At 29.8% G+C, this 25,947-nt stretch carries 25 protein-coding genes; 20 read left to right on the top strand and 5 right to left on the bottom strand.

What is annotated here, in order from left to right:
- The 8 genes from B3086_RS02230 (at position 1) to B3086_RS02265 (ending at position 8,314) form a co-directional block, all read left to right on the top strand.
- Entirely contained in the window at positions 1-1,473 is a 1,473-nt protein-coding gene (locus B3086_RS02230; RefSeq protein ID WP_346876663.1) for a flotillin family protein, read from the top strand.
- A gap of 235 nt (positions 1,474-1,708) precedes the next feature.
- Positions 1,709-2,902, top strand: coding sequence for a murein hydrolase activator EnvC family protein (locus B3086_RS02235; protein WP_346847727.1), 1,194 nt, complete (start codon positions 1,709-1,711; stop codon positions 2,900-2,902).
- A gap of 270 nt (positions 2,903-3,172) precedes the next feature.
- Positions 3,173-4,036 carry an ABC transporter ATP-binding protein gene (locus tag B3086_RS02240; protein ID WP_346847726.1) on the top strand — a complete coding sequence of 288 codons (864 nt, stop codon included), beginning with the start codon at positions 3,173-3,175 and terminating at the stop codon, positions 4,034-4,036.
- Positions 4,037-4,705: an ABC-2 transporter permease gene (locus B3086_RS02245; protein ID WP_346876662.1), complete on the top strand. Its 669-nt coding sequence runs from the start codon at positions 4,037-4,039 to the stop codon at positions 4,703-4,705.
- A gap of 11 nt (positions 4,706-4,716) precedes the next feature.
- Positions 4,717-5,385 carry an ABC-2 transporter permease gene (locus B3086_RS02250; RefSeq protein ID WP_346876661.1) on the top strand — a complete coding sequence of 223 codons (669 nt, stop codon included), beginning with the start codon at positions 4,717-4,719 and terminating at the stop codon, positions 5,383-5,385.
- 45 nt (positions 5,386-5,430) lie between these two features.
- Entirely contained in the window at positions 5,431-5,811 is a 381-nt protein-coding gene (locus B3086_RS02255) for a GntR family transcriptional regulator (RefSeq protein ID WP_035132342.1), read from the top strand.
- 13 nt (positions 5,812-5,824) lie between these two features.
- Positions 5,825-6,673: an ABC transporter ATP-binding protein gene (locus B3086_RS02260; RefSeq protein WP_346876660.1), complete on the top strand. Its 849-nt coding sequence runs from the start codon at positions 5,825-5,827 to the stop codon at positions 6,671-6,673.
- Between the two features lie 249 nt (positions 6,674-6,922).
- On the top strand, positions 6,923-8,314 hold the full coding sequence (locus B3086_RS02265) for an MATE family efflux transporter (RefSeq protein ID WP_346892734.1): 1,392 nt from the start codon (positions 6,923-6,925) through the stop codon (positions 8,312-8,314).
- Positions 8,315-8,373: 59 nt separating this feature from the next.
- Here the strand turns inward: B3086_RS02265 and greA are convergent, their stop codons facing one another.
- Positions 8,374-8,844 carry a transcription elongation factor GreA gene (gene greA, locus B3086_RS02270; protein WP_346847721.1) on the bottom strand — a complete coding sequence of 157 codons (471 nt, stop codon included), beginning with the start codon at positions 8,842-8,844 and terminating at the stop codon, positions 8,374-8,376.
- A gap of 239 nt (positions 8,845-9,083) precedes the next feature.
- Positions 9,084-10,193: a DUF3298 and DUF4163 domain-containing protein gene (locus B3086_RS02275; RefSeq protein ID WP_346847720.1), complete on the bottom strand. Its 1,110-nt coding sequence runs from the start codon at positions 10,191-10,193 to the stop codon at positions 9,084-9,086.
- A 214-nt stretch (positions 10,194-10,407) separates the two neighbouring features.
- Here B3086_RS02275 and B3086_RS02280 point away from each other — a divergent pair, with 214 nt between their 5' ends.
- From B3086_RS02280 to B3086_RS02300, 5 genes are all read left to right on the top strand, one after another.
- Positions 10,408-10,536: a hypothetical protein gene (locus tag B3086_RS02280; RefSeq protein WP_278245237.1), complete on the top strand. Its 129-nt coding sequence runs from the start codon at positions 10,408-10,410 to the stop codon at positions 10,534-10,536.
- A 162-nt stretch (positions 10,537-10,698) separates the two neighbouring features.
- On the top strand, positions 10,699-11,379 hold the full coding sequence (locus tag B3086_RS02285; RefSeq protein ID WP_346847719.1) for a uracil-DNA glycosylase: 681 nt from the start codon (positions 10,699-10,701) through the stop codon (positions 11,377-11,379).
- A gap of 116 nt (positions 11,380-11,495) precedes the next feature.
- The gene (locus B3086_RS02290; protein WP_035132349.1) at positions 11,496-11,969 is read left to right on the top strand and encodes a C-GCAxxG-C-C family (seleno)protein; all 474 of its coding nucleotides are present in this window, start codon (positions 11,496-11,498) and stop codon (positions 11,967-11,969) included.
- A gap of 15 nt (positions 11,970-11,984) precedes the next feature.
- Positions 11,985-12,929: a TDT family transporter gene (locus B3086_RS02295; RefSeq protein ID WP_346892736.1), complete on the top strand. Its 945-nt coding sequence runs from the start codon at positions 11,985-11,987 to the stop codon at positions 12,927-12,929.
- Between the two features lie 350 nt (positions 12,930-13,279).
- Complete coding sequence (locus B3086_RS02300) at positions 13,280-14,671, top strand: amino acid permease (RefSeq protein ID WP_346847717.1); 1,392 nt, start codon at positions 13,280-13,282, stop codon at positions 14,669-14,671.
- Positions 14,672-14,774: 103 nt separating this feature from the next.
- Here the strand turns inward: B3086_RS02300 and B3086_RS02305 are convergent, their stop codons facing one another.
- Together B3086_RS02305 and B3086_RS02310 are read right to left on the bottom strand one after the other, a co-directional pair.
- Positions 14,775-16,547: a M3 family oligoendopeptidase gene (locus B3086_RS02305; protein ID WP_346892738.1), complete on the bottom strand. Its 1,773-nt coding sequence runs from the start codon at positions 16,545-16,547 to the stop codon at positions 14,775-14,777.
- Positions 16,548-16,791: 244 nt separating this feature from the next.
- A complete protein-coding gene (locus B3086_RS02310; protein WP_346847715.1) occupies positions 16,792-17,118 on the bottom strand; it encodes a CGGC domain-containing protein in 327 nt (108 codons plus the stop codon).
- A 246-nt stretch (positions 17,119-17,364) separates the two neighbouring features.
- Between B3086_RS02310 and B3086_RS02315 the strand changes: the two genes are divergently transcribed.
- The 5 genes from B3086_RS02315 (at position 17,365) to B3086_RS02335 (ending at position 22,261) form a co-directional block, all read left to right on the top strand.
- Positions 17,365-18,408 carry an ABC transporter substrate-binding protein gene (locus B3086_RS02315; protein WP_346847714.1) on the top strand — a complete coding sequence of 348 codons (1,044 nt, stop codon included), beginning with the start codon at positions 17,365-17,367 and terminating at the stop codon, positions 18,406-18,408.
- A gap of 262 nt (positions 18,409-18,670) precedes the next feature.
- On the top strand, positions 18,671-19,438 hold the full coding sequence (locus B3086_RS02320) for an ABC transporter ATP-binding protein (protein ID WP_035135130.1): 768 nt from the start codon (positions 18,671-18,673) through the stop codon (positions 19,436-19,438).
- Positions 19,425-20,219, top strand: coding sequence for an ABC transporter permease (locus B3086_RS02325; RefSeq protein WP_414632265.1), 795 nt, complete (start codon positions 19,425-19,427; stop codon positions 20,217-20,219). The genes B3086_RS02320 and B3086_RS02325 overlap by 14 nt, the downstream gene beginning before the upstream one ends.
- A gap of 155 nt (positions 20,220-20,374) precedes the next feature.
- Positions 20,375-21,283, top strand: coding sequence for a DMT family transporter (locus tag B3086_RS02330; RefSeq protein WP_346876657.1), 909 nt, complete (start codon positions 20,375-20,377; stop codon positions 21,281-21,283).
- Between the two features lie 36 nt (positions 21,284-21,319).
- Complete coding sequence (locus B3086_RS02335; protein ID WP_346847712.1) at positions 21,320-22,261, top strand: C39 family peptidase; 942 nt, start codon at positions 21,320-21,322, stop codon at positions 22,259-22,261.
- Positions 22,262-22,330: 69 nt separating this feature from the next.
- On the opposite strand, the gene B3086_RS02340 is transcribed toward B3086_RS02335, so the two are convergent.
- Positions 22,331-24,004, bottom strand: a complete 1,674-nt coding sequence (locus tag B3086_RS02340) for a M4 family metallopeptidase (protein WP_346847711.1) — start codon at positions 24,002-24,004, stop codon at positions 22,331-22,333.
- A gap of 353 nt (positions 24,005-24,357) precedes the next feature.
- Between B3086_RS02340 and B3086_RS02345 the strand changes: the two genes are divergently transcribed.
- Positions 24,358-25,701: a helix-turn-helix transcriptional regulator gene (locus B3086_RS02345; protein WP_346847710.1), complete on the top strand. Its 1,344-nt coding sequence runs from the start codon at positions 24,358-24,360 to the stop codon at positions 25,699-25,701.
- A gap of 3 nt (positions 25,702-25,704) precedes the next feature.
- The gene (locus B3086_RS02350; protein ID WP_346847709.1) at positions 25,705-25,836 is read left to right on the top strand and encodes a hypothetical protein; all 132 of its coding nucleotides are present in this window, start codon (positions 25,705-25,707) and stop codon (positions 25,834-25,836) included.
- The last annotated feature ends 111 nt before the right edge of the window (positions 25,837-25,947 follow it).

The following is a 25,947-nucleotide window of genomic DNA, read 5'->3' on the forward strand; positions in this document are numbered from 1 at the left end:
ATGGGAGAACTGTTAGAAATTTTTACTGACAACTTAGGATGGATAATTCTTGCATTAGCGATTATTTGGCTTATTTGTATTACTTGGAAGAAGGCAGCCCAAGATAAAGCTATTGTAGTTACAGGACTTAAGAGAAGGGTTATAAGTGGTAAGGGAGGATTTGTTGTTCCATTCTTCGAACAAACCAATAGATTATCACTTGAAAACATGAAGGTTGAAGTAAAGACTCATGAATCCTTAGATAGTAATGGAGTACCAATAGATACTGATGGAGTAGCTATAATAAAGGTTAAGTCAGATCCTGCAAGTGTATTATTAGCTATGGAGCAATTTAATACTGGAAAAGAAAGAGAAACTATTGAAGTAATGAAGGGAACTGTACAGGATGTACTGGAAGGTAAACTAAGAGAAATAGTTTCAAAAATGAGTATTGAAGAGATATACAAAGACAGAGAAATGTTTGCAAATGAAGTTGAAAATGTTGCAAAGTCAGACCTTGAAAGGATGGGTCTTGAAATTAAGACCTTTACAATTAGAGACATAGACGACACTAAGGGATATCTTCAAGCACTTGGTGCTAAACAAATAGCAGAAGTTAAGAAAAATGCAGCAATAGCTGAGGCAGAAGCAAAGAGAGAAGAGATGCAAAAAACCGCAGAAGCAAAGAGACTTGGAATGGAAGCACAAATATTTGCAGAAGCTGAAATTGCTAGAGCTAATAAAGAGAAGGAATTAAAAGTTCAATCCTTTAAAGAAGAAGAGAAAAAGGCACAAGCTAAGGCAGACTTTGCTTATGAAGTTGAAAAGAATATAGTTCATAAGAAAGTTGTAGAAACCTTAAAGGATGCAGAATTATTTGAAGAACAAAGACAAACTGATATAGCAGATCAACAAGTACGTAAAAAAGAGAAAGAACTTGAATCTACAGTTAAAAAAGTAGCAGAAGCTGATAAATATAGAGCTGAGCAAGCAGCAGAAGCTGAGAGATTTATGATGATTAAGAGAGCTGAAGCAGAGGCTGAAACAATAAAAATTAAAGGTATGGCAGAAGCAGATGCCATAAGATTAGTAGGAGAGGCTAATGCAGATGCAATGAAGGCTGAGGCAGAGGCTATGAAGAAGAAGGCTGAAGCTTATAAGGAATATGGAGAAGCAGCTATTATTCAAATGTTAACAGATAAGCTTCCAGAGGTAGCAAAGAATATAGCAGAGCCATTATCTAGAACTGAGAAGATGGTTATTATTGACAATGGGGGTCAAGGTGGAGCAGCTAAGGTGTCAAAGAACATAGCTAATATCATGGCTGAAGTTCCAGAAGTTATCAATTCCTTAACTGGTATAGACCTTGTAGAGCTAGTAAAGGGAATAACCTTAAATAAGAAAAATGAAGATTTAGAAGATGATGAAGAAAAAACTATTATAGAACCTGAAACTATAGAATCAGAAGTAGAAGAGAGTTCTGTAATAGAATAAATATTTATACAGTAAAAAGACTCTAGGCTATTAAATTAGTGGCTTAGAGTTTTTATTTTTCAATTTATCATTTTAAGCAAATACAGAGTCTAATAAAGAGTTTAGAAGGTTTCATATAAATATGAAATTTCTACCAAAACCCCTAGTTATGTTGACAAGGGGGGTGTACATTGCTAGAATTAAAAATAGATATTGGTAAAAGTATGGAGAAAAGGTGCCATTAGGGGGGAAAACCATGAATAAAAAATTAAGATTCATAGCAGCGGTAGTTGTAAGCTGTAGTTTAATGTCATCAACAGTATTAGCAGATGACTTATCAGATGCAAAAAGTAAATCTAAAGAAATTGAAACGCAAATTGAAAGTAATAAGGCTAAAGTATCTGAGTTAGAAGAAAACAGAGATAATATATTAAGTGAAATTTCAGAGTTAGACAACAATATGGACAAGTTGTATAGTGAGGTAAATAATTTACAAGCTCAAATTTCACAGTCAACTAATAAAATAGAAGAGCTAGAAGAAAGATCTAGTGAACTTAAAAAAGAGTTAGAAGCCAATAAAAAGGTCATGGATAAAAGACTAAGAGTTTTATATAAAAACAATGGTACAAGCTACATAGAAATTCTACTTAGTGCCGAAGGTTTTTCAGATTTTTTTGAAAAGATAGATATAATTAATACCTTAATTTCTTTTGACAATGAAGAAATAAATAAATTTAAGGCAAATCAAGAAGAATTAGATAAAAATATAAAGGATTCCTCTGAAGAAAAGAAAACCTTAGAAAATGCAAAAGCTATAGTGGATGCAAATTTAGAAGAATTAAATGCTAAAAAAGATGAGAAGACAAAACTTATGGCAAAGGCAGAAAATGAATTAGGAACAGCTGAAAAGCTTTTAGCTCAAAATGAAGCAGAATCTGAAGAAATTTTAGCCAGTATAACAGCTATGGAAAAAGCTGCTAGCAGGCCTTCTCGTGGAGGTTCAATTTCTCAATCAAACACTAAGCCTTCAAATAGTGGGTCATCTTCAAGTCAAGTATCCACTAATGGAATGTACTCAATAACAGGAACTAGATATGCTATTACATCTCCATTTGGAAATAGAACTAGTCCAGTAGGTAGAGGGCAAGAATTCCATAAAGGAATAGATATAGGTGCTCCATATGGTGCTCCGGTGTATTCTCTTAAGGCTGGAACTGTAACTTATGCAGGATGGATGGAAGGATACGGTAATGTTGTTGTGGTAAGTCATGGAGACATTAGTACATTATACGCTCATAACTCATCTTTATCAGTAAGTGTTGGACAAACAGTAGCAGGAGGACAACAGCTATCAAATGTTGGTTCTACTGGATGGTCAACAGGTCCTCATATACATTTTGAAGTTATTAAAAATGGAACTAATATAGATCCTGCACCATATTATTTTTAATACAAATTTTTAGAATATAAGAAGTTTAACATATATGTAGATAAAAACATCTAAGCATTGGCAAGCCACTAATGCTCAGGTGTTTTTATTTTGGATTAAATTTAGTGTTGACATAGTGTATATAAACAATATATACTGTTAGTATAAAGAAGCAATTTAGCTTAATTTTTTTATAAGTACTGTACATACTGAATATTAACAGCGTTAAACAGTAGTTATAGTAAACTTAATTTTAAATTAAAATTTATAAGAATTAATGGAGGTGTTACTTTGTCCAATAAAATAATAGAAATAAAAAATTTGACTAAAGAATATGAAGATTTTAAGTTGGATAATATTTCATTTAGTTTAGATAGAGGATATATTATGGGCTTTATAGGTGAAAATGGAGCAGGTAAAACAACTACTATAAAACTAATTATGAATTTACTAAAAAGAGATGAAGGTGAAATTCAAATCTTTGGTAAAGATAATATTGACAATGAAAGAGAGATAAAGGAGCGTATAGGATTTGTTTATGATGAATGTTTTTATTATGAAAATATCTCTATTAAAGATAATGAAAAAATAATCTCTGGTTTTTATAAAAGTTGGAATACTAAGGTCTTTGAGAATTATTTAAGGAAATTTAACTTAAATAAAAAGCAAAAGGTAAAAGAATTATCTAAAGGAATGAAAATGAAATTTGCCATTGCTTTAGCATTAAGTCATAATGCAGAATTTTTAATACTAGATGAACCGGCTTCAGGACTAGATCCAGTTATGAGGCGTGATATTTTAGATGTATTTCAAGAGGTCATACAAGACGAAAATATAGGTATTTTAATTTCAAGTCATATAATTTCTGATTTAGAGAAGATATCAGATTATATAACTTACATCCAAAAGGGAAAGATAGTTTTCTCTAAAGCTACTAGTGAATTAATGGAGGAATATAAAATAATTAAAGGGGATAAGACTTTATTAAGTAAACTTGATGAAAAAGTTATATATGGATTGAGAGAAACACCATATGGTTTTGAAGGAATAATTAAAGATAAATACATTGAAAAAAGTATAAGGCAGAAAATTGTTAGTGAAAAGCCATCTTTAGAGGAAATTATGGTAGCTATGAATAAGGGGGTAAGAAAATAAATGTGGAAAATGGCCATGAGAGATTTAAGGGGAGTATTTAATCTATACAGCAACAAAAGTGGATTAATTATGATAGTAGTAGTTATATTGTTTGGAGTTGGGAATAAAGGAGCTGGCTTATTTAATTATTTTTTACTAATGGGTGGGGTAATTAGTATAGCCTTTACTGAAATGGAAGCTAGAGATAAGATTCATATTAGTATACTTAGTAGTCCTTGTAAAAGAAGTGATTATGTATTAGGTAAGTTTCTGTTTTCTATTATGTGGATAATCATAGTAACAGTAATAGGAGTGCTATTAAATAATCTAATTTATATGATATATCCAGCAGAGTATTTAAAATTGCCTCCATCTGTAATTAAAGGGACTGTTAGTTATATTCTTATATTTGTAGCTCTTTATTATTGTGTATATTTTTCATTAGGAATAAAGTTTGCAAAGATATTTTACTTTGTTATCTTCTTTGTTATAATGGCAGGAACTTTAACCATAGGTGAGTATCTTAAAGGAGAAGCATTACCTGGGTGGTTATCTAGCATAGAAAGACTTTTAGTGATATTTCAAAGTAATACTTTAGTAAGTAACATTATATTAAGTGCACTGGTATTAGGTATTTTAGCTTTAATTGCTACTATATCAGTGGTTATTTATGAAAAGAAAGATTTTTAGGAGGAGAATTTATGGGAGCTCTTTTAAAAAAGGACTTTATGACTAGTCGATATATCTATACTATTTCTCTTTTAGTTGTAGGGATAGCATTATGTTTTGCTTCTATGTACAGCTTTGAAGCTACACTTTTGATTTATTTATTGGGAACCTTCATAGTACCGTTAATAGCAAATAAATTTACAGCCACAGATGAAATGAGAAGAAACTATGATGTGATAATTAATAGCTTTCCGGTAAGAAGAGTTGATGTAGTGATAAGTAAATTTATTTATTATTTCATAATTTATGTTTTATGTTCATCTATACTTATGTCAATAGTATTGTTAGTTGGAAACTTTAATCAAGAAAATTTATATATAATTTATATTATCCAATCTTTATCCTTTATATATTACTGTTTAATAATTGGGGTTACGAATTTTATATACTATAGATATGATTATAGTGTTGCTGCAAAATACTCTGCAATCATTATTATTGCAGTTATAAATGTGCCTATAATTATTTTGAAGCTTATTGATAAGATACGCCCTAATATTTTCAAAGGAATTAGCAAGTATTTATTAGTAAGTACAATTCCTAGAGTGTATTTAGCTATAGGTATTATTCTAATAGGAATTATAATATATTTTTTCTTTATAGTATTGTCTATAATTGGATATAGAAAGAGAGATTTATAGGTAGATAAAAATTTTCAGAATACATTTAAACTTGGAGGAATTTCAATGAATATAATAATAAACAACTCTTCGGGAGAACCCATATATTCTCAGATAGAAAAACAAATAAAGGACGATATTTTAACAAATAAGTTAGAGCCTAATGAGCCATTGCCATCTATACGAGGACTTGCTAAAGATCTGAGAATTAGTGTAATTACAACTAAGAGAGCTTATGATGAGCTAGAACGAGAAGGGTTTATATACACAGTTCCAGGGAAGGGATCCTTTGTAAATGTTCAAGATAAGGAACTTTTAAAAGAATCTATTATGAGAAATATGGAAGACTATCTAATTAAGGCAATAGAGGAAGGTTCTAAAGCTGGAATATCAGTAGAAGAAATCATAGAAAGTTTAAGAGTACTTGCTGAAGAATATAACCTATAGTAGGAGGAATATGATGGATAATATATTGCATGTGGATAATTTATGTAAAAAATATAAAAACTTTAAGATAAATAATGTTTCTTTACAGTTGCCTAAGGGATTTATTATGGGGTTAATTGGTGAAAATGGGGCAGGTAAAACTACGTTAATAAAACTTATAATGAATTTAGTAAAGAAGGACAGTGGAGATATAAAGATATTTGATAAAGATAACGTTAAATTTGAAAGGGAAATAAAAGATAGAATAGGTTTTGTTTATGATGAAGTTTGCTACTACGACCATATGTCTTTAAAAGAAAATGGCAACATGGTTTCTATGTTATATAGTAAGTGGGATAAGGATAAATTTAATTATTATTTAAATAAGTTTGAGCTTAATAAGGATAAAAAACTAAAAGAATTATCTAAGGGTATGAGAATGAAATTTTCATTATGTATAGCCCTTAGCCATGGAGCAGAGTTTATAATAATGGATGAACCTACTGTGGGATTAGACCCAGTGGTTAGATCGGAAGTGTTAGAAGAACTTCAAAGTTTAATGGAAAATGAAAATATGGGGGTATTAATATCTACTCATATAACTTCAGACCTTGAAAGAATAGCAGATTATATTACTTTTATAAAGGATGGAAGTATTGTATTCTCAAAACCAAAGGATGAAATAATGGAAGCCTACAAAATTATTAAAGGGGACTGCAATATACTTACAAAGGAAGTTGAGAAACACTTTGAAGGCATAAGTAAAAATAGATTTGGTTTCGAAGGGTTAACATCACAAGTCGATAAAGTAAGAGAAATTTTAGGAGATAATATTGTAGTAGATAGGGCTACCATAGAGGATATTATGATTTTAAAAAAGTAAATTGAATATATGTAAGTTAAATATGTTATTTACCATGGTTTATGTATAATAAATTAATTAGTTATACATAAACCATGGTATTTTTGTTATATCAAATATAATTAGGGAAAATTGAAATAATAAAATAATTTCAAGAAAAATTCATGTTAAGATTATGTAGACATTCTTCGTAGTACGAAGTAAAATATTTATTGAGGTGTTGTAGAAATATTAATAGCATAAAATTTTATAGTGGTGGGGATTGATATTATGGAGAAAAGAATAGACTTAACAGAAGGGTCTATAAGTGGAAAGCTAGTTCAATTAGCTCTTCCTATTATGGCAACTTCATTTATTCAAATGGCATACAATCTAACAGACATGCTTTGGGTTGGAAGAATAGGAAGTACAGCAGTAGCAGCAGTAGGAACAGCAGGTTTTTTTAGTAACTTAGCTGCAGCTCTTACCATGATAGCTAAGGTAGGTGCAGAGGTAAAAGTATCCCAAAGCTTGGGACGTAAAGATGAAAAAGCTACAAGGAATTATATTGTTAGTGCCCTACAAATTAATATAGTATTATCTTTAATCATGGGAGTAATAATACTATTATTTAGAAGTAAGTTTTTAGCATTTTTCCAGTTAGAAAATGTGAAAGTTATATCTATGGCAGAAACTTATCTAGCTACAATAGCTATGGGGATGGTTATAACAAATTTAATACCAGTACTAACAGCAATATTTAATGGAGCAGGTAACAGTAAGACACCCTTTATTATTAACACTGTTGGTTTAGTAGTTAATATAGTATTTGACCCAATTTTAATTTATGGTGTGGGACCTATTCCAAAGATGGGAGTCTTAGGAGCGGCCTTAGCAACAATAGGGTCACAAAGTATAGTTGTAACTTGTTTCTTAATATCTATTTTAAAGAGTAAAGAAAAATATTTAAAATTTACTCTATTAAAGAAACCTGATTTTAGAGCTATAAAAACTATATGTAAACTTGGAATTCCTTCTGGAGTTCAAAGCGGATTATTTACTACTTTTTCTATTTTAATAGCAAGGGTAATAGCTGGATCTGGTGAAGTCGCTATAGCAGTACAAAAAGTAGGAGTTCAAATTGAAGCAATAACTTGGATGACTGCAGGTGGATTTTCAACAGCCCTTAGTTCTTTTGTAGGACAAAATTATGGAGCTAAAAAACATGATAGAATTAAGGAAGGCTATAAAGCTACTATTTTAATAGCAGGAGTAGTTGGAATTTTAGCCACTCTAGTATTAATAATAGGAGGAAAAGGAATTTTTTCAGTATTCATAAAAGAAAAAGAAGCTATAAGGTTAGGTACAGATTATTTAAGAATCCTTGGATATTCTCAATTGTTTATGTGTATTGAAATTACAACAGTAGGAATGTTCAATGGTTTAGGACGAACATATATACCTGCAGCTGTAAGCATTATACTGACAGGACTTAGAGTTCCAGCATCTATGATATTATCATCACCAAACCTTTTAGGCATAGATGGAGTTTGGTGGAGCATTAGTATGAGTAGTGTTCTTAAAGGAATAACTATTGTGATGATTCTATATTACATGACTAAGAAGAAGAATTTATTACTCGATAATACATCAGAAAAAAATATATCTGTAGAAGTGATTTAATATAAAGTAGAAGGCTGTGTCAAAATGAGATTTAGATTATTTTGACATAGCCACTTTTATTATTTTATCATTTCGAGCTTTTCTATGACTACACTATAAGAGCCATCTGGAGATGTAACTTCTGCTTTTTCACCTAAATTTCTTTTGTATAACGCTTTTCCTAAAGGACACTCTATGCTAATTTTATTATTAAGAGGATCTGCTTCAACAGTGGTTACCATGGTGAAATCTTCTTCCTCATCATCATCTAGAAATCTTAGGGTTACAATTTTTCCAACACCAACCTGATTTTCTGATATGTCATCATTTATTATTTTTGCCGTTTTAATCATTTTTTCTAGATATCCCATACGTCTATTATTATCAGCTCTATTCTTTTTAGCTGCTTTGTACTCAAAATTTTCGCTTAAGTCTCCATGAGCTCTAGCTTCTTTTAATTCTTCATTTATCTGAAATCTAACTACATTTTTTCTATGTTCGAGTTCATCTTTTAGAATTTGAACTGATTTTTCAGTGAGATAGTTATACATAATTTAAAACCTACCTTCTAAACTAAATTATATTTATATAATACTATTATACAGCTAAAGATATTAATACAATATACTCTTTTAAATAATATGACTTAGTTAAAGGCTCTGTTGAAAATTACAGTGATAGAACATATAAAATCTAAGAATAAATTAAGAAAAGGACTTATTTAAAATTACTTTAAAATAAGTCCTACTTTATAATTAATTTATTAAGTGTTAAATATTATAGTTATTCGTTAACGGAACTGAGTTTGAATAAGTCGAACTAGTGGACTTTCTGGATATAAAATATTGGAAAGTTCATTATAAAGAATAGTAATTCTAAATAATCCACTAGAGGCTGGTGTAAATTCATCAACTTGATAATATAATACTAAGCCTTCAGGAGTTAAATAGAATTTTTGGGTATCTGTAACTCCGGTATATGGTGTAGTGAAATTTATATTCATTTCATTAGCCTTTTGTGTAGCTATATCACTAACAATTTGAGTATAGTTCATGCTATTATTAAATAAATTACCAAAGTCATAGACCTCTCCAGTATTAACATCCATAGTTAAAGAAGTAAATAAAGTACTGCCAGCTGGATTATCTTCAGTTTCTGTGTACAAAGACATTACTATACTTAATAGACCATCAGAATTTAGCGGAACTTCATAAGCACTTTCTACTGTTGTAAAGTTCACTTTATCAGGAACTAAAACTTCATTAAGCCATAAAGAATTCAATGAATCAATAATTTCTTGATTCACTATACTAGCAGTATCTCCATTTTCAGCATTTTCAATAAATGGATATTCAAGTTTGAATTGTGAAGGTGATAATACTTGAGTTTCTAAGGTAGGTGTAAGATTATCTTCTGGTGGGGTATAACGTCTACCAAAGCATTCAAAGTAATCTATTCTGTTTAAGCTTATACCAAAGTAAACCCATCTCCAGCCAGTCCATCTAAATCCATAGGCAGTTCGTCTATCGACATTAATAAGCCATGCCCAAAAAGAATTTCCATTACGAAGCCATATATATACAAATTGGAATCTACAAGGTCTTATAGATCCAGGGGATACAGCTTTAGTCTGTGGTCCTGAAGAAAATGATTTCTTAGGCGTCATATTTGGGGGAGGTCCTGGAGGTCCTCCTGATTGTGGACCTGAAGGTGAACCAGGTTGTGATACTGGGGGTCTTGGTGGTTGATTCCATGGTGGTGCTGATGGGCCAGGACCTCCTGGGAAAAATGGAGGTACTATCCTTTCATCAAAACACTCATTACAACTTTCTTCGTCATCTAAGTATCTATTAGTATAATAATTTTGTGAGTTTATATCATAGGGTTTCCTAATGAACATAACATGCTCCTTAATAGTATTACAATATCATAATATACAATTTAAATTGGAATGTGAGTTTAAAAAAAGTTTTTTTATAAATACATAAAAAAATTTTTTCATGACATACTATTATCATACCAATAAAATCATTATTTGTTTTGTAGTAAGTTTTCATGCCTGTGAATGTTTAAGTGAATTTCATAGAAACGAGAATTTGAAGGAGGAATAGCTTATGAAGAATGTTTATCAATCTACACATATAGCTACTAGCCCCAAAACAAAGCAGCAACTAAGGAAATTTAAAGAGGAATTTTCTGAAGAGTTATCATGGGATAAAGAACGGGGGAAGTACCGGAAATAATATCATGATAGTGTAATGATTTTATTGTTATAATAAATGGTGAAAGCCTTTCTGCACAGTAGCAGAAGGGCTTTCTTTTATAAGAGTTATTGACATAAAAGTTTTTATAAGTAATTATATAAATATAATTGTATAAGTAATGGATGGAAAGGATGATTAGTAATGGTAAATATAGGAAATTATTGGGATGAAAAGCTAAAAGGAGAATTTGATAAGCCTTATTACATAAAATTAAGACAATTTTTGATTAGTGAATATAAAACTGGAAATGTATTCCCAGATATGAATAATATTTTTAATGCCCTTAAATTTACATCTTACGAGGATGTTAAGGTGGTAATATTGGGGCAAGATCCATATCATGGAGCTGGTCAGGCACATGGATTATCTTTTTCAGTTCAACCTGGAGTTAGAATTCCACCATCTCTTTTAAATATGTATAAGGAATTAAAAAGTGATTTAGAGTGCTATATTCCTAATAATGGTTACTTAGTTCCTTGGGCAAAACAAGGAGTATTACTTTTGAATGCTGTACTTACAGTAAGAGAAGGTGAGGCCAATTCACACAAAAATAAGGGCTGGGAATGTTTTACTGATAGAATAATAACATTATTAAATGAAAGAGAGAAGCCTATAGTATTTTTATTATGGGGAAATAATGCAAAGGAAAAGATGAAGTTTATTACAAATCCTAATCACTATATTTTAACTTCAGTACATCCTAGTCCTTTATCTGCAACTAGAGGGTTTATGGGATGTAAGCATTTCTCAAAGACTAATGATATATTAAAATCTTTGGAACAAAAAGAAATTGATTGGCAAATACCTAATATTAATTCATAGTATATTTGAAATTCAAATAGATAAAATATAACTATTTAATATTATAATTATTAAAGTTTATTTATTAGCAAATAGTTATAATGAAGATGAATTAAATATGAAAGAGGGTATATGTAATGATTGAAAAAATTAGTGTGAAAAAGGTTAGAGAAGTTGCAGAAGAACATTTCAGAAAAGGTGAGTTTTATTGTTCAGAAGCAATAGTTGCATCTATTAAAAGTAACTTTGAAGTAGACATGCCAGATGAAATGATTGCCATGGCTTCTGGATTTCCAGTAGGTATTGGAAAATCAAAATGTACATGTGGAGCTGTTACAGGAGCTGTTTTATGTCTTGGATACTTTTTTGGAAGAACTAAAGGAAGTAATCCTCAAGATCCCAAGAGTGTTAAAGCTTTACAGTTAGCCTATGAATTACAAGATAGTTTTAGACAAAAGCATAAATGTTTATGTTGCAGTGTTCAAACTAAAGGTATGGATATGGCATCTGGTGAGCATAAAGCACAATGCATAAGATTTACTGGAGAAATGGCAGAAAAGGCTGCAGAAATTATTGTAAGAGAATTAAATATTGAAAATATTGATGAATAGTTGAGGAAAATGAATATGAATTATATAAAAAAAATACCATTGCCAATGGCAGCTGTAATGCTAGCATTAGCTTCATTAGGAAATTTATTATCATCATACAATATAGTATTTAAAAATATCCTTGGAGTGATATCTGCAATAATATTAATACTTCTTACAATAAAGATTATAACTTGCTGGAAAGATGTAAAAGAAGAAATAAAACATCCCGTTATTGCAGCAGTTATACCTACCTACTCCATGGGGGTTATGCTTTTATCTGCATATTTAAAGGAAATATCTTTCTCATCTGGATTTATTCTATGGTGGGTGGGGGTACTAATACATATAGGCCTAATAATATTTTATTCTAAAAACTTTATATTAAAATTTGATATTAAGAAGATGTTTCCAAGTACATTCATTGTTTATGTGGGAATAGGTGTAGGTGGAATAACTGCACCAGCATTTAAATTAGTTCAACTAGGACAAGCTTTTTTCTGGATTGCCTTTATTTCACTTATTATATTAATTCCTGTTTTAGGTTATAGAACCCTTATAGTAAAGGGAATACCAGAACCAGCCTTTCCAACCACAGTAATATTTGCAGCGCCAGCTGCACTTACACTTGCTGCATATTTAAATTCTTTTTCAGAAAAGAATATTAATATGGTCATGTTTTTAGCAGTATTGGTAATGGTATTATATATATGTGGAATAGTGTATCTTGTACAGGGGTTAAGACTTGAATTTTATCCCAGTTATGCTGCATTTACATTCCCTATGGTAATAAGTGCAATTGCAATGAAGGGTACTAATGGATTTTTGATGAAAGCTGGAAAAGAAATTTCTTGGCTAAAATATGTAGTTAAATTTCAAGAGGTAATTGCAACTGTTATAGTATTATATGTGTTTATAAGATTTTTAATGTTTATCCTAAAAAGGGATACAGTTAAAGTAAATACTACAATATCAAGATAATTTAAATATTAATTTTAAATAAACTCTATGAAGAAGATTTTTTCATAGAGTTTTGTTCCTTATTGATGAAAATTAATGATGGACTTTATGAAGAATTTTATATAGAAAGTAGAAAATATATTATGGATAAAAATTGATTTAATATAATATTGTTCATAATAAACATTAAACATACAACTTATATATAAATATCGATAAAAATCCTTTTAAAATATTAAAATTTATTTAAAAATAGGTTGATTTTTGTAATCGATTAAATTAAACTAGATAATTGAGTGGAAATTTAATGTCTAAGGTTTCTAGAAGTAAATTAACTACTTTTAAAAGAAATCAATTATAGGGGGAAAAAAATGGCTAAAAAAGACGGAATACAAACTGATGCTTCACTAAAGAGAGATCTTGGACTAGCTGCAGCTACAGCTATCGTAGTTGGGAATGTAATAGGTTCAGGAATTTTTATGTCACCGGCAAGTTTCGCAAGAGTAACAAACCCAAAAGTAGCTATACTAGCATGGGTTTTAACTTCAATAGGATCATTACTTATTGCTTTAAGCTTTGCTAATTTAGGATCAAAAATGCCTAAAACTGGAGGTCCTATTGTTTATACAAGAGCTGCCTTTGGTGATTTTGCAGGTTTTCTAATTGCATGGTCCTTTTGGATAGGTGCATGGGTAGGAAATGCAGCTATAATTACAGCATTTATGAGTTATTTTACATACTTTGTTCCAGCTGCAAACAATCCACTAGCAGCATTCTTGATATCTTCTGCAGTGGTATGGATATTTACATTAATAAATATATATGGTGTAAAATATGTTGGAAAAATAGGAGTTATATCAACAGTATTAAAAATTGCAGTACTTGTAGTATTTATTGTAATTGCTGCACTAAATTTTGATCCAAGCTATATGAAGACTGTATCTAGTCCAGAAGTAAGCGGAATGGGAACATTACCATCAGCTATAGCTATAGCACTATGGGCTTTTGTAGGATTAGAAAGTGCTACAGTAGCAGGTGGAGAGATAAAAAATCCAGAGAAAAATATTAAAAAAAGTACTATATATGGAATAGTAATAGTGTCTGCCATATATATAGTAATGAGTGTTGTTTCTATGGGTGCTATGGATCAAGCAGCTCTTGCAAATTCAGATGCACCGCTAGCAGATATTATAAATAAAGCTACAGGAGCTTCATGGGGGGGGACTTTCATAGCAGCTGGTGCACTAATTTCTACTTTAGGAGCAACTTCTGGATGGTTATTAACAACAGCTAGAAGTGCTGTTGGAGCAGCTGAAGATGGATTATTCCCAGCAATATTTAAACGTATAAATCCTAAATTTAATACTCCTGTGGCATCTCTTGTTATAGGAAGTATATGCATGAATTTACTTTTAATAATGAACTATGTAGGGTCTCTTAGAAGTGCCTTTGACTTTATGATATTACTAGCTACATTATCTTTCTTACCAGCATACACATTCTCAGCAGCTGCTGAAATAGTATTACTATGTAAGAAATCAAAAGATTTTAGCTTTATAAACTTCTTAAAGAGTTCATTCTTCTCATTACTTGCATTTGCTTATTCTATATATGCTATATATGGAACAGGAGCTGATGTAGTAATGTATGGATTTATATTAATGCTTGTAGGAATACCAATATATGTTTACATGATGCTTCAGAAAAATAAAGAAGATAAGAATATAGATAAAATAAGAGAAGCTGCAGGCTTAGAGAAATAGTATAGAGTTTACTAATTTACTAAGTATGCAAAATAATAACAGTCTGATTAAAATAATTTAAATCAGACTGTTTTCTTAAATTTCTAATATAATCTTAAGTACTTTAACTATTATATTTTAAGAATAGATTAATGTCTTCTTCTATCATTTTTAGAGAAGTTATCCAAAAGTCTTTAGAAGAGATATCAATATTCATTATTTTAGCTATATCGCTTAAAGAATTTTTCCCTGTTGCTGAAAGAAGGGTTTTATATTGTTCTGGGAAGGAATCGCCCCTCTTTAAGTATTCTGCATAAAGACCTTTTGCAAATAATTGACCAAAGGCATAAGGGAAGTTATAGAAATTATTTTCAGCATAATAGTAATGAGTTTTACAAGCCCACATGTATGGATGAAGGAAGTTAGAATCAAGGCCATCACCATAAGCTTCTTTTTGGGCATTAATCATTATTTCATTTAAATCTTTTACACTAAGAGATCTTTCTTTTCTTATTTTAAATAATTCACTCTCAAACAGAAACCTACTATAAATATCAACTATAACTTGAGTACAGTCACTAATTTCAGTTTCTAAGATAGAGAAAGCCTCATCTTTAGTAGCAGTTTTAATAGCTGCTTTTTTTACTATAGTCTCACAGAAGTTAGAAGCTGTTTCTGCTATTGGCATAGGATAATGTGCATTTAATATACTTTCATTGTTAAGGCAATATCCATGATACCCATGACCAAGCTCATGGGAAAGGGTAACTACATCACTAAAGGCATTACCATAGTTTAATAACACCCTACTCTCACCTACATGAGGAAGTCTAGAGCAAAATGCACCTCCTACCTTTCCTGCTTTAGGTAAAACATCTATCCATGATTTTTCCATGGCATTTTTAGCGAAATCTGCTAAGTCATCACTAAAGGTTCTAAAATTATCAATTACACACTTACATCCATCTTCATAGGTGTAAGTCATATCAGCATTACCCATAGGCGCAAATAAATCATAAAATGGTAGACCATTTTTATGGCCTAAAAGTTCGCCTTTTCTTTTGAGATACTTTCTAAATATAGGAAGATATTCTTTAATAGCATCGAGCATTGAGTCTAAAATTTTTCTATCCATCCTTGAATTAAAAAGAGTTTTATCTAGTGGAGAAGAAAACCCTCTTATATCACAAAGTGTTATAACTTCGCCCTTTATTCCATTAATAGCAGCAGCCATACCATCATGAATTTTTTCATAAGCCTTAATTTCAGCCTCATAAGCTTTTCTTCTAATAGTTGAGTCAGCCTCATAAGCCATGTTTCTAATCATAGATAAGGGTAGTTGTCTATTTTCTCCATGTAGTTTTATATCAACCATAAGGCCAGAGGTTAGTACATTTTTAAGTTTGCACCAAGCGTCTGATCCAGTATTTTTCATTTTTGCTATTATAGCTTCTTCTTTATCACTTAGCATATATTTTGCATTTTCTGCTTTTTCTTTAAGGAAAAAATTATGGTCACTAAGTAATCTAGAACCTTGAATTATTTTATCTAAATCTTTAAGATTACCAATCCATTTTGTAATTTTAGCTTCGCTTTCAGCTAGATTACTAATTTTAGAAGAAAGAATATCATCATATTTTAAAGCAGTTGAATTTTTGGTATCTACACTAAGAGTTAAGTGAACCATACTACCTAATTTTCTTGCTAGAGTTTTTAATTCTATATTCGTAGATATGAAATTTTCTAACAACTTATCAGGTGAATCTGTACTATCAATAATGTTATTAGTAGTAGTTATGAAATTTTCTATAAGTTCATCTAGATTATTCAAATCCTCTTTAAATTCATTGCATTCAAAGGAAGAATAAAGCTCTTTAAGACTCCAATTAAGTTCCAAATTTATCATCTCCTTGTATATTTTAATTATATTATAACATAAAAATACAATATATATAATTTTATAAATAAATGTAACTATATAGATAATAAGATGAATTGGAGCTATTACTAACAATTAGGTGATAAAATATATGATAAAAATATAGAAGTGACCAATTGAACTTTTATCTATTAGTCACTTTTTAATATAATTATTAATATTAGATTTTAATTGATTTCTTTAAATTATATAATAAATCTAATTATTTATGAGTTCCATGAATTACATTAAATCCATGATTCTTTAAAAGCTTTTCATGCTTATTATAATTATCACACTCAACATCTATACAAAGAGCTATATGAATGGTATCGACTTTTTTTCTTTTAAGTTGCTCTATTTTATGATTCCAATCTTCTTGATCTGATATAGTTGTATCACAACCACTACAATAGAAGAAGCTTGATAATATAGGTTTTGAATTTTCATACTTTCGAAAGGTATCAGTTAAATTGTTATAGGCATCAAAACATCCAGTTCCAGCACATTGACCGACTAACTTTCTACATGCCATTATTGCTATAGACATAGAAATCCTCCTTATATTTTAAAATGAATAGAATATATAAATTCAGTAATGCTACACAAGGATACTAACATGGGCTATGATACATGTCAAATGGCACAGTATTTTTAGGTTATACAATTATACTTTTTCAATATTAATAATTGTTAGTTATAAACTTTAGTTAGCAAAAATCATTATTCTACATATTATAGAGTATGAGAAGTGAAGTGTTAAACTGTATTACTAATATTATTCTAGGAGGAAATTATGAGAAAGAAAACTATTAAGTTATTAAGTGCTTTAATTTGTGCATTTATATGTGTTGGCTTATTTACAGGATGTAATAAAAATAAGACATCAGACAAAGAAAATCAAGGAAATAAAGATAAAATAACAACTATACGACTTAATGAAGTAACTAGATCCATTTTTTATGCACCAATGTATGCAGCAATTAGTGAGGGATTCTTTGAAGAAGAAGGAATTGAGATTGAACTTTCCACAGGCCAAGGTGCAGATAAAACCATGCAACAACTTATTAGTGGAAGTGTTAATATTGGATTCTCAGGACCAGAGCAAGTAATGTATATTTATAATCAAGGTAGAGAAGATTATCCAGTAGTATTTGCCCAGTTAACTCAAAAGGACGGATCATTTTTAGTATCTAGAGAAAAACATAGTGAGTTTTCATGGCAAGACATTAAAGGGAAGACAGTTATAGGAGGAAGACCGGGTGGAGTACCTGAAATGGCTCTTGAGTATGTATTAAAAAATGAAAATATCGACAAAGAAAAGGACTTAAATTTAGTTACTAATATAGCATTTGACGCAGTTCCAGGAGCATTTAAAGGCGGTACTGGAGACTATGCTGCAATATTTGAACCAACTGCTAGTGTAATAGCAAATGAAATAAATGGATCTGTAGTAGCATCTATTGGAGAAAGCGCTGGAAACCTTCCATATACATGTTTTTATACTGTTCAATCTTATATTAATGAGAATGAAGACTTGTTAGTAAGATTTGTTAAGGCTATTCAAAAGGGGCAGGAGTGGGTAATGTCTAATGAGGATGCTACAGTTGCCAATTCTATAAAAGATTTCTTTCCAGGAACAGATGAAGAAGTAATAGCAACAGTTGTGAGGAATTATAAAAAAATAGAGGCTTACGCTAAAACTCCAACGGTAAGTGAAGAGGATATGAATAGATTAATGGATATTATAGAATCCTACGACTCTGAACTTTTAACTAAAAGACCACCATTTAAAGATATAGTTAATAATTCAATTAGTGAAAAGGCTATGAAGAAATAAAGAAAAAATGATTTTTTAAAATCATTAAAATCTATAAATTATATATACAAATAAATAATTTTAAAGGAACATGTCTTTAGGATTTTAAAGGCATATTCCTTTTATTTATATATGGTATAAGTTTTATTATCAACATTTATTATAACCTCATATATTAGTACTATAAAATATTAAAGAACTTTAAAGCTAAGGATTATAAGTAATAATAGAAAAGAAATTAGAAAACTAAGAAGATAAAAAATAAAGATATGGAGATGGAGATATGAATAGAATAGAGATAAAGAATGTTTACATGAATTATCATACACTATCTGCAGAGACTGTTGCTTTAAAAGATATTAACTTCACAGTAGACGGGGGAGAGTTCGTAAGTATAGTTGGACCTTCAGGATGCGGAAAATCCACACTTTTAAATATAGTATCTGGGCTTATTGAAGCTTCATCAGGAGATATATTAGTTGATGGACGTGTTCAAGAAGGGTACTCAGATAAAATTGGATACATGTTTCAAAAGGATCAACTTTTTGAGTGGTTAACGGTATTGCAGAATGTAAGTATAGGATTAAAAATTAAAAAAATGATGAATGATGATGCAAAAATAAAATTAGAGAAATTATTAAAAAACTATAATCTATGGGAGTTTAAGGACCATTATCCAAGACAGTTATCAGGCGGCATGAGGCAAAGAGTTGCTTTAATTAGAACCTTAGCTTTAGACCCAGAAGTTTTACTTTTAGACGAACCATTTTCAGCCCTAGATTATCAAACTAGACTCAATGTCAGTGATGAAATATACGAAATAATTAAAAATGAAGGTAAAACAGCCATTATGGTCACCCATGACATTTCAGAGGCTGTGTCTATGTCATCTAGGGTAATAGTGCTATCAAAAAGACCGGCAGTAATAAAGAAAATTATAAAGATAGAATTTGATGGAGAAAATCTAACTCCTTTAAAGTGTCGTGAACACAGTAAGTTTAGAGTATATTTTAATGATATATGGAAGGAGATGGATTATGATGATAAGTAAGGAACATGATGAATATTTAAAGAAGGTAAAAAGAAACAGAAGAAAGATTATTTTTACTAGAATACTTATATTAGTTGCATTTTTTCTTCTTTGGGAAGTATTAGGCAATTTAAAGATTATTGACCCATTTTTAACCAGTACACCATTAAGAATGTTTAAGAGTTTTATAAAGTTGTATAATGAGGGAGCTTTAATTAATCATATAACAATAACTTGTTTTGAAACTATAATTGGATTTACTTTAGGAACCTTTTTAGGGACTATAATTGCAATAATGTTGTGGTGGTCAGACTTTCTTTCCAATGTTTTAGATCCATATATTGTAGTCCTAAATGCACTTCCTAAAGTAGCTTTAGGACCTATAATAATATTCTGGGCAGGGAATGGAATGAAGGCAATTATAATCATGGCATTGTTAATCTCCATAATTTCTACAATAATAAGTATACTTTCAGGCTTTAGAGAAGTAGAAGAAGATAAAATAAAACTCTTAAAGACCTTTGGTGCGTCAAAGTTTAAAATTTTAACTAACTTAATCATTCCTGCTACGACACCAACTTTTATATCTGCACTAAAGATTAGTGTAGGACTTTCTTGGGTAGGAGTTATAATGGGAGAATTTTTAGTAGCAAAAAAAGGACTTGGTTTCTTAATAGTATATGGAGGACAAGTAGCACAATTAGATATGGTAATGATGAGTGTAGTTATTCTTTCAATAATTGCTTATTTAATGTATGAAGTAGTTCACTATTTTGAAAAAAAATATGCCACAAAGTTATAAAATAAAAAACAATCCATTACATTTATCAGATTTTAATAAGTGTAGTGGATTTATTATATGAATATAAGATGCTAGAGTATAATAAATGTTTATATTAATAATAGAAATAGTACAAGATTATGATATAATTAAGCATGCAGATAGGGGGAAAAATTATGAAGACAAAAAAAGCATTAGCGTACATAACGTTAATAGGTGTAGTGGTAGCTTGGGGAATTTCTTTTGTTAGTATAAAAGTAGTATTAGATGCATTTTCACCTGTAGGAATGGCCTTTGTTAGGTTTTTTATTGCCACTGTAACACTTATTATAATAAAACAATTTACAAATAAGGAGAAAGTTAATAAAGAAGATTATGGAAGATTGGCTGTTAGTGGAATTTTTGCTATCACCTTATATTTCTTCTTTGAAAATAATGGTATATTAAGGGTGTCTGCCAATTCAGCATCCATAATAGTAGCTACTTTACCTGTAGCAGCAATAATAGCAGATAAAATATTTTATAAAACAAAGATATCTAGATTAAGTGTAATTAGTATTATAGTATCTATATTTGGAATTTATTTAGTTATAGGAAAAGATGTAGTAGGTGGGTCTTTATCAGGATATCTTTATATGTTTGGTAGCGTAATAGCATGGTGTGGGTATTTAATAATTACAAAGCCTCTGTTTAAAAAATATTCTAACATAACCATTACAACCTATCAGTCTATTTTTGGTACACTAGCATTTATACCCTTATTACCTTTTGAAACTATAAATTTCCAGATGATTAATGGTAATATAATTTTAAATCTTTTATTTTTAGCATTAATATGTTCTTCTTTTGGAAACTTTGGATATAATTTTGCTTTTAAGGAATTAGATGTAGGTATATCTACTTTATTCTTAAACCTATGTCCTGTAGTTACTTTTATATTTAGTTTCTTTATACTTGGAGAAACTTTGAGATTTAGTCAAATAATAGGTTCAATAATTATTATATCAGCTGTATATATTGCAACTAAACCGCCTAAAGTACAATCAGAACTTGACGATAATATTAAAAAGGCGGATTTAAATTAATATTCTATAGGAGTTATATACTAGGGAGGGAGTACTATGAAAAAGCTTTTTGCATTGTTTATATTAGCACTTTCCTTTGTAGCATTAACAATTACATTTAACATATATATTTATGAAAGTAAAAAGGTTAGTGCTCTTCAAGATCATATGAGTTTTTTAGCTAGTAAGGGCAATGTTAGTTATATAAGTTCAGAGGAAGAAGCTAGGCTTGAAAAGGAAGAAAAGAGAAGGAAAAAAGAAGAAGAAAAGGCAGCAAAAGAAGAAGCTAAAAGAAAAGCTAAGGAAGAAGCAGAAGCTAAAAAGGCTGAAGAAAAGCGATTAAAAGAAGAAGAGCTTCAGAGAAAGAAAGATGAATTAGAAAAAGCATTAAATGCATCAAAGCAAATAAATCTAGATGTAGCTATAATTAATCAGTTGCCAGAATATAAAAATGGATGTGAGGCAACATCCTTAACTATGATGCTAAATTATGCAGGAGTTAACGTTAGTAAGGATTCTGTAATTGGAAAGGTCAAGAGGGATTTAACTCCAATTAAATATGACTCAAAAGGAAGTATAATAGAATGGGGAAATCCAAAGAAGGGATTTGTTGGAGATATAACAGGTAAAACTCCTGGATATTCTATAGATCCTGTGGCTCTTGCACCAGTAATAAATGAATACTTACCAGATAAAGCACTAGATTTGACAGGGTGTGATTATGGTGAGTTGGAAAATGTACTATCAAGTGGAAGACCAATTGTAGTATGGATAACATCTACTTTTAAAGAACCAAAAGTCTCTCATACTTGGACCAGTAATGGAACAGTTATAAAATCTTATTTTACTCAACATGCAGTATTAATCACAGGTATGGATGAGAATTCAATATATTATAATGATCCTTTAACTGGAGTTAAAAATGCAAAGGTTGATAAAAGCACATTTAAGTCAGTATGGACTAAGATGGGTAAAAAGGCATTATCCTATTATAAATAAAAATAAAAAACTCTATATCTAATCATAATACTAGATATAGAGTTTAAATTTTTATAAATAGGAGTACTGCTAGTTACCTAGAATTCCAACTGATGTTAAAGCATTAGATACTGCTTGTACTTCAGTTGAATTTGCTCCATATAAGTCTGTTGCAGCTTGTATTAAACCAAGTCTTGCTTGAGAGAAATTTGTAGTGGAGTTAAAATAAACAGTTAATGCTCTATAATATATATCAGCAGTTTTTTCACAGCCTATATTTTGAGCAACTAAATAAGCAGCTTTATTAGGAATCCCAGAGTTGATGTGAACTCCACCCCAGTCTCCAGATTCTGTGTTTGGTAGATTTTGATAATTATTCATGTGAGCAGGTTGATCATATAGTGTTGGATTTGCTAAGCTTCTTAATGCATCTCCTGATACTTTTGGAGTATAAATTTCATCTCCAACTACCCAATCAGAAGAATTGAATGTCCATTGACCGCCATTTGCAACATTGTACTTGTCGTAGGTTTGTACTAAAACACCTAGAACGTCTGACATAGATTCGTTTAATGCTCCAGATTGGTTTTCATAAGCAAGATCTGCAGAGTTTGAAGTCACTCCATGAGTCATTTCGTGAGCAACTACGTCAAGATCTCCTGATAATGGAGCAAAATAGGATCCATCACCATCACCATAAACCATTTTATATCCATTCCAAAAAGCATTATTATAACGAGAGCCATAGTGTACAACAGAAGTTAAAGACATGCCTCTATTATCTAAACTATTTCTATTAAATAAATCTTTATAAAAATCATATACAACTTCTGCATAGCTATGGGCGCTTACTGCAGCTTTATCAGAAACTGTAGTACTAGAACTTGTCATTAAAGTACCCGTTGTTGTAGTTCTATAGTTAGCTGTATAAGTGTTTATAGTTCCAGTCATAGGTTTAGTAGTATCTTTTAATTGATATGAGTTAGTTTTATTTTGGTATAAATTTAACTCTCTAGTAGTACCATTTACAGCGATGCCTGTACCAGTAACTGGACCGGCTTCTCTTATTAAACTTTCTGTTTTTATAATATCACCACTATAAGCATCTACAAATATTTCCCAACTTTCCATTTCAGGAAGATCATAAGCAAGGTTTATTTTATAAACTTCATAAGCATTTTTATCGTCGAAGTATATATAATTTTCAGCTCTGACTTCTTCTGTTAATTCAGTAAATGTCTTAGAAGCTTTAGCTATTTCTATAGCTTTATCTGCAGTAAGGGGTTTATTATTCTTTTTAGTTACTGAGGATATTCTATTTTCTAAAGTTCCTGTTAGTCCAGTAATAACACCATTTTTATCAAAGTGTGCAGTTATAGTTTTTCCATAAACTTTTTTTCCGTCAAAGGTTTGCTGAAGTTTTATATGGGTAAATCCTAAATCATCTTGTTCAGCAGTGATAAGAGAAAAGTTATTTTTAATATTTTTCATATTGAATAGTGACATGTTTTCATTTAAGAAATCAATAACACTACTAGAAGATGGATTAACAGTTTCCGATAGGATACCGCTTATAAATAGTTTCATTCCATCTTTGTTGTCAATGTGAACTTTCTCCTTACCTTTGTTTAAATTTTTGAATTCCTTTAAGATATCTGCTTTATTTTTTGTAGGTTTTTCTAAGCCTTGTGCACTTACAGGTTGAAAAGTGAAGGTTGCAGCTAAAGCTACAGTTGCAAGAATTGAAATTAGTTTTTTGTCCATAAGATCATCCCCTTATTAATATTATACTTTTATTATATATTTTTGTATCAAAAATGCTATAAAAAGTTTAAGTCAAATTACTTTAACAGTTTACAGTGAAACACTGAATATTACATATTGTATCACGAAAAATGTAGTATCTTGTAAATAAATTTTTATTTTCATCTTAAAATTCTATGAAGATATAAAAAAAAGAATATATTTTTATGGAATAATATGTATTTGAGATACATATTATATATAAATGTAGTATCCAATTTATTGTAGTATGAATTTAAAAATGATATGATTTAAGATGAAGTAGAAAATAAAAAATTAAAACTTAGGTATAGAAGGGGTTTAATAAGAAGGCTATGGATAGAAGTGTGGAGTTTATAAGTGGAAATAAAAAAATAAAGTTATTAAGAAAACAACTAAGAATGACTCAGCAAGAATTTCAAGATTCTCATTTTACCAGAGGATATTTAGGTTTATTGGAAAATGGAAGAAGGAATATTACATTACAGGCATCAAAGATTATTACCGAAAAGTTTATGAAAAAAGCAAAAGAATTGAATATTGAATTAGAGCTAGAAGAAGATTATTTTTCAAGAAGTGTGGAAGAAGATGCTAAATTATATTGTGAAAAAATCCTTAAAAATGATTTATCCATGGATGAGTTAAACGAAATTATGAATATTGGAGAAGAGTATAACTTAAATTCAATTGAAGCCAAGGTATATAGAAGAAAGGGAGATCTTTATTTTGGAGAAAATCAATATCTAGAAGCCTATAAAAATTATTTTTATTCTATGGATATTTTAAGAGGTGAAGAGCTAAATAGTGAAATATGTTACGTTTATAATAGATTAGGTTATTGTAAATTTTTACTTCTTGACTATGAAGAGGCTATTGTATATTTTAATAAAGCAATATATAATGCAGAAATGTTTAAGGATGAAAAGGTTTTAAGGTATGCTACATATAATTTGTCAGTAGCATATAGCTGTATAAATAAATTTCAAGAAGCTATAGATATTATAAATAAATTTATTCATAGGATTGACATGGAAAAAAGATTTTTAAATTATGTTTATGTGAATATATTAAAGGCCAACTGTTATGAAGGATTAAATGAAATAGATAATGCTATAACAATACTTCAGGAGTTAATTGAAATAGTAAAGGAAGAAAATGATGAGGAAAGTACTAAGATACTAGGACTCATATATAACAATCTAGGTTCCTTATATAGACGAGAAGAAAAATTATCTAAGGCATTGGATTACTATAATAAATCTCAACAAATTAGAAATAAGGTTGATAATAAAAATGTATCTCACACCTTAATTGAAAAGGCCAATATCTATGTTAATAAAAAGCTTTATGACGAAGCTATAATGATAATAGAACTTGGTATTGAAAAAGCTAACGAATATAATGATTATGAGTATATATTTAAGGGCTATGAACTCCTTGAGAAAATTTACTGTGAATTAAATATGAAAGAAGAATTAGAAAAGATTATAGAAGCTGCTATTGGGGTTTTGAAAAATACTAATAATTCAGATTTGAAGATAAAATATTATACTAAACTTCAAGAACTTTATTTTAAAAATAAAGAATATGAAAAGGCTGAAAAGTGTTTATATATGATACAACATTTATTGCAATCTGTTTCTTTCAATGATAAAATATGTATAAAGGAGGTGCTTTGATAAATGAGTAAGTTTTGTAAAAAAATGTGTGTACTAGGAGTTTTTGTTTTACTATGTGCAACAGTTATTGGTATTCCTAAAAATGGAGAACATCCACCACTATTAGGAAGTATTAGCTCAAGTGAATTACTATAGTTTATAGTTAATGAAAGTGGCTATTTTAATATGGAGCTATCTATTTTAAAATAGCTCTTTTTACATATAGAATTAAAAATTAGTATAATAAAAGGACTGAGATTATCTCAG

This window comes from Clostridium sp. UBA871 (genome assembly GCF_002295255.1).
GTDB classification, from domain to species: Bacteria; Bacillota; Clostridia; order Clostridiales; family Clostridiaceae; genus Clostridium_J; species Clostridium_J sulfidigenes.

Excerpts from the sequence above, each read along its gene's own strand:
- B3086_RS02280 (WP_278245237.1), top strand. The coding sequence starts at position 10,408 with ATGAAGAATGTTTATCAATCTACACATATAGCTACTAGCCCCAAAACA.
- B3086_RS02275 (WP_346847720.1), bottom strand. The coding sequence starts at position 10,193 with ATGTTCATTAGGAAACCCTATGATATAAACTCACAAAATTATTATACT.
- B3086_RS02340 (WP_346847711.1), bottom strand. The coding sequence starts at position 24,004 with ATGGACAAAAAACTAATTTCAATTCTTGCAACTGTAGCTTTAGCTGCA.
- B3086_RS02285 (WP_346847719.1), top strand. The coding sequence starts at position 10,699 with ATGGTAAATATAGGAAATTATTGGGATGAAAAGCTAAAAGGAGAATTT.
- B3086_RS02330 (WP_346876657.1), top strand. The coding sequence starts at position 20,375 with ATGAAGACAAAAAAAGCATTAGCGTACATAACGTTAATAGGTGTAGTG.
- B3086_RS02260 (WP_346876660.1), top strand. The coding sequence starts at position 5,825 with ATGGATAATATATTGCATGTGGATAATTTATGTAAAAAATATAAAAAC.
- B3086_RS02300 (WP_346847717.1), top strand. The coding sequence starts at position 13,280 with ATGGCTAAAAAAGACGGAATACAAACTGATGCTTCACTAAAGAGAGAT.
- B3086_RS02320 (WP_035135130.1), top strand. The coding sequence starts at position 18,671 with ATGAATAGAATAGAGATAAAGAATGTTTACATGAATTATCATACACTA.
- B3086_RS02335 (WP_346847712.1), top strand. The coding sequence starts at position 21,320 with ATGAAAAAGCTTTTTGCATTGTTTATATTAGCACTTTCCTTTGTAGCA.
- B3086_RS02350 (WP_346847709.1), top strand. The coding sequence starts at position 25,705 with ATGAGTAAGTTTTGTAAAAAAATGTGTGTACTAGGAGTTTTTGTTTTA.
- B3086_RS02325 (WP_414632265.1), top strand. The coding sequence starts at position 19,425 with ATGATGATAAGTAAGGAACATGATGAATATTTAAAGAAGGTAAAAAGA.
- greA (WP_346847721.1), bottom strand. The coding sequence starts at position 8,844 with ATGTATAACTATCTCACTGAAAAATCAGTTCAAATTCTAAAAGATGAA.
- B3086_RS02230 (WP_346876663.1), top strand. The coding sequence starts at position 1 with ATGGGAGAACTGTTAGAAATTTTTACTGACAACTTAGGATGGATAATT.
- B3086_RS02345 (WP_346847710.1), top strand. The coding sequence starts at position 24,358 with ATGGATAGAAGTGTGGAGTTTATAAGTGGAAATAAAAAAATAAAGTTA.
- B3086_RS02290 (WP_035132349.1), top strand. The coding sequence starts at position 11,496 with ATGATTGAAAAAATTAGTGTGAAAAAGGTTAGAGAAGTTGCAGAAGAA.
- B3086_RS02235 (WP_346847727.1), top strand. The coding sequence starts at position 1,709 with ATGAATAAAAAATTAAGATTCATAGCAGCGGTAGTTGTAAGCTGTAGT.
- B3086_RS02255 (WP_035132342.1), top strand. The coding sequence starts at position 5,431 with ATGAATATAATAATAAACAACTCTTCGGGAGAACCCATATATTCTCAG.
- B3086_RS02250 (WP_346876661.1), top strand. The coding sequence starts at position 4,717 with ATGGGAGCTCTTTTAAAAAAGGACTTTATGACTAGTCGATATATCTAT.
- B3086_RS02295 (WP_346892736.1), top strand. The coding sequence starts at position 11,985 with ATGAATTATATAAAAAAAATACCATTGCCAATGGCAGCTGTAATGCTA.
- B3086_RS02265 (WP_346892734.1), top strand. The coding sequence starts at position 6,923 with ATGGAGAAAAGAATAGACTTAACAGAAGGGTCTATAAGTGGAAAGCTA.
- B3086_RS02310 (WP_346847715.1), bottom strand. The coding sequence starts at position 17,118 with ATGTCTATAGCAATAATGGCATGTAGAAAGTTAGTCGGTCAATGTGCT.
- B3086_RS02315 (WP_346847714.1), top strand. The coding sequence starts at position 17,365 with ATGAGAAAGAAAACTATTAAGTTATTAAGTGCTTTAATTTGTGCATTT.
- B3086_RS02245 (WP_346876662.1), top strand. The coding sequence starts at position 4,037 with ATGTGGAAAATGGCCATGAGAGATTTAAGGGGAGTATTTAATCTATAC.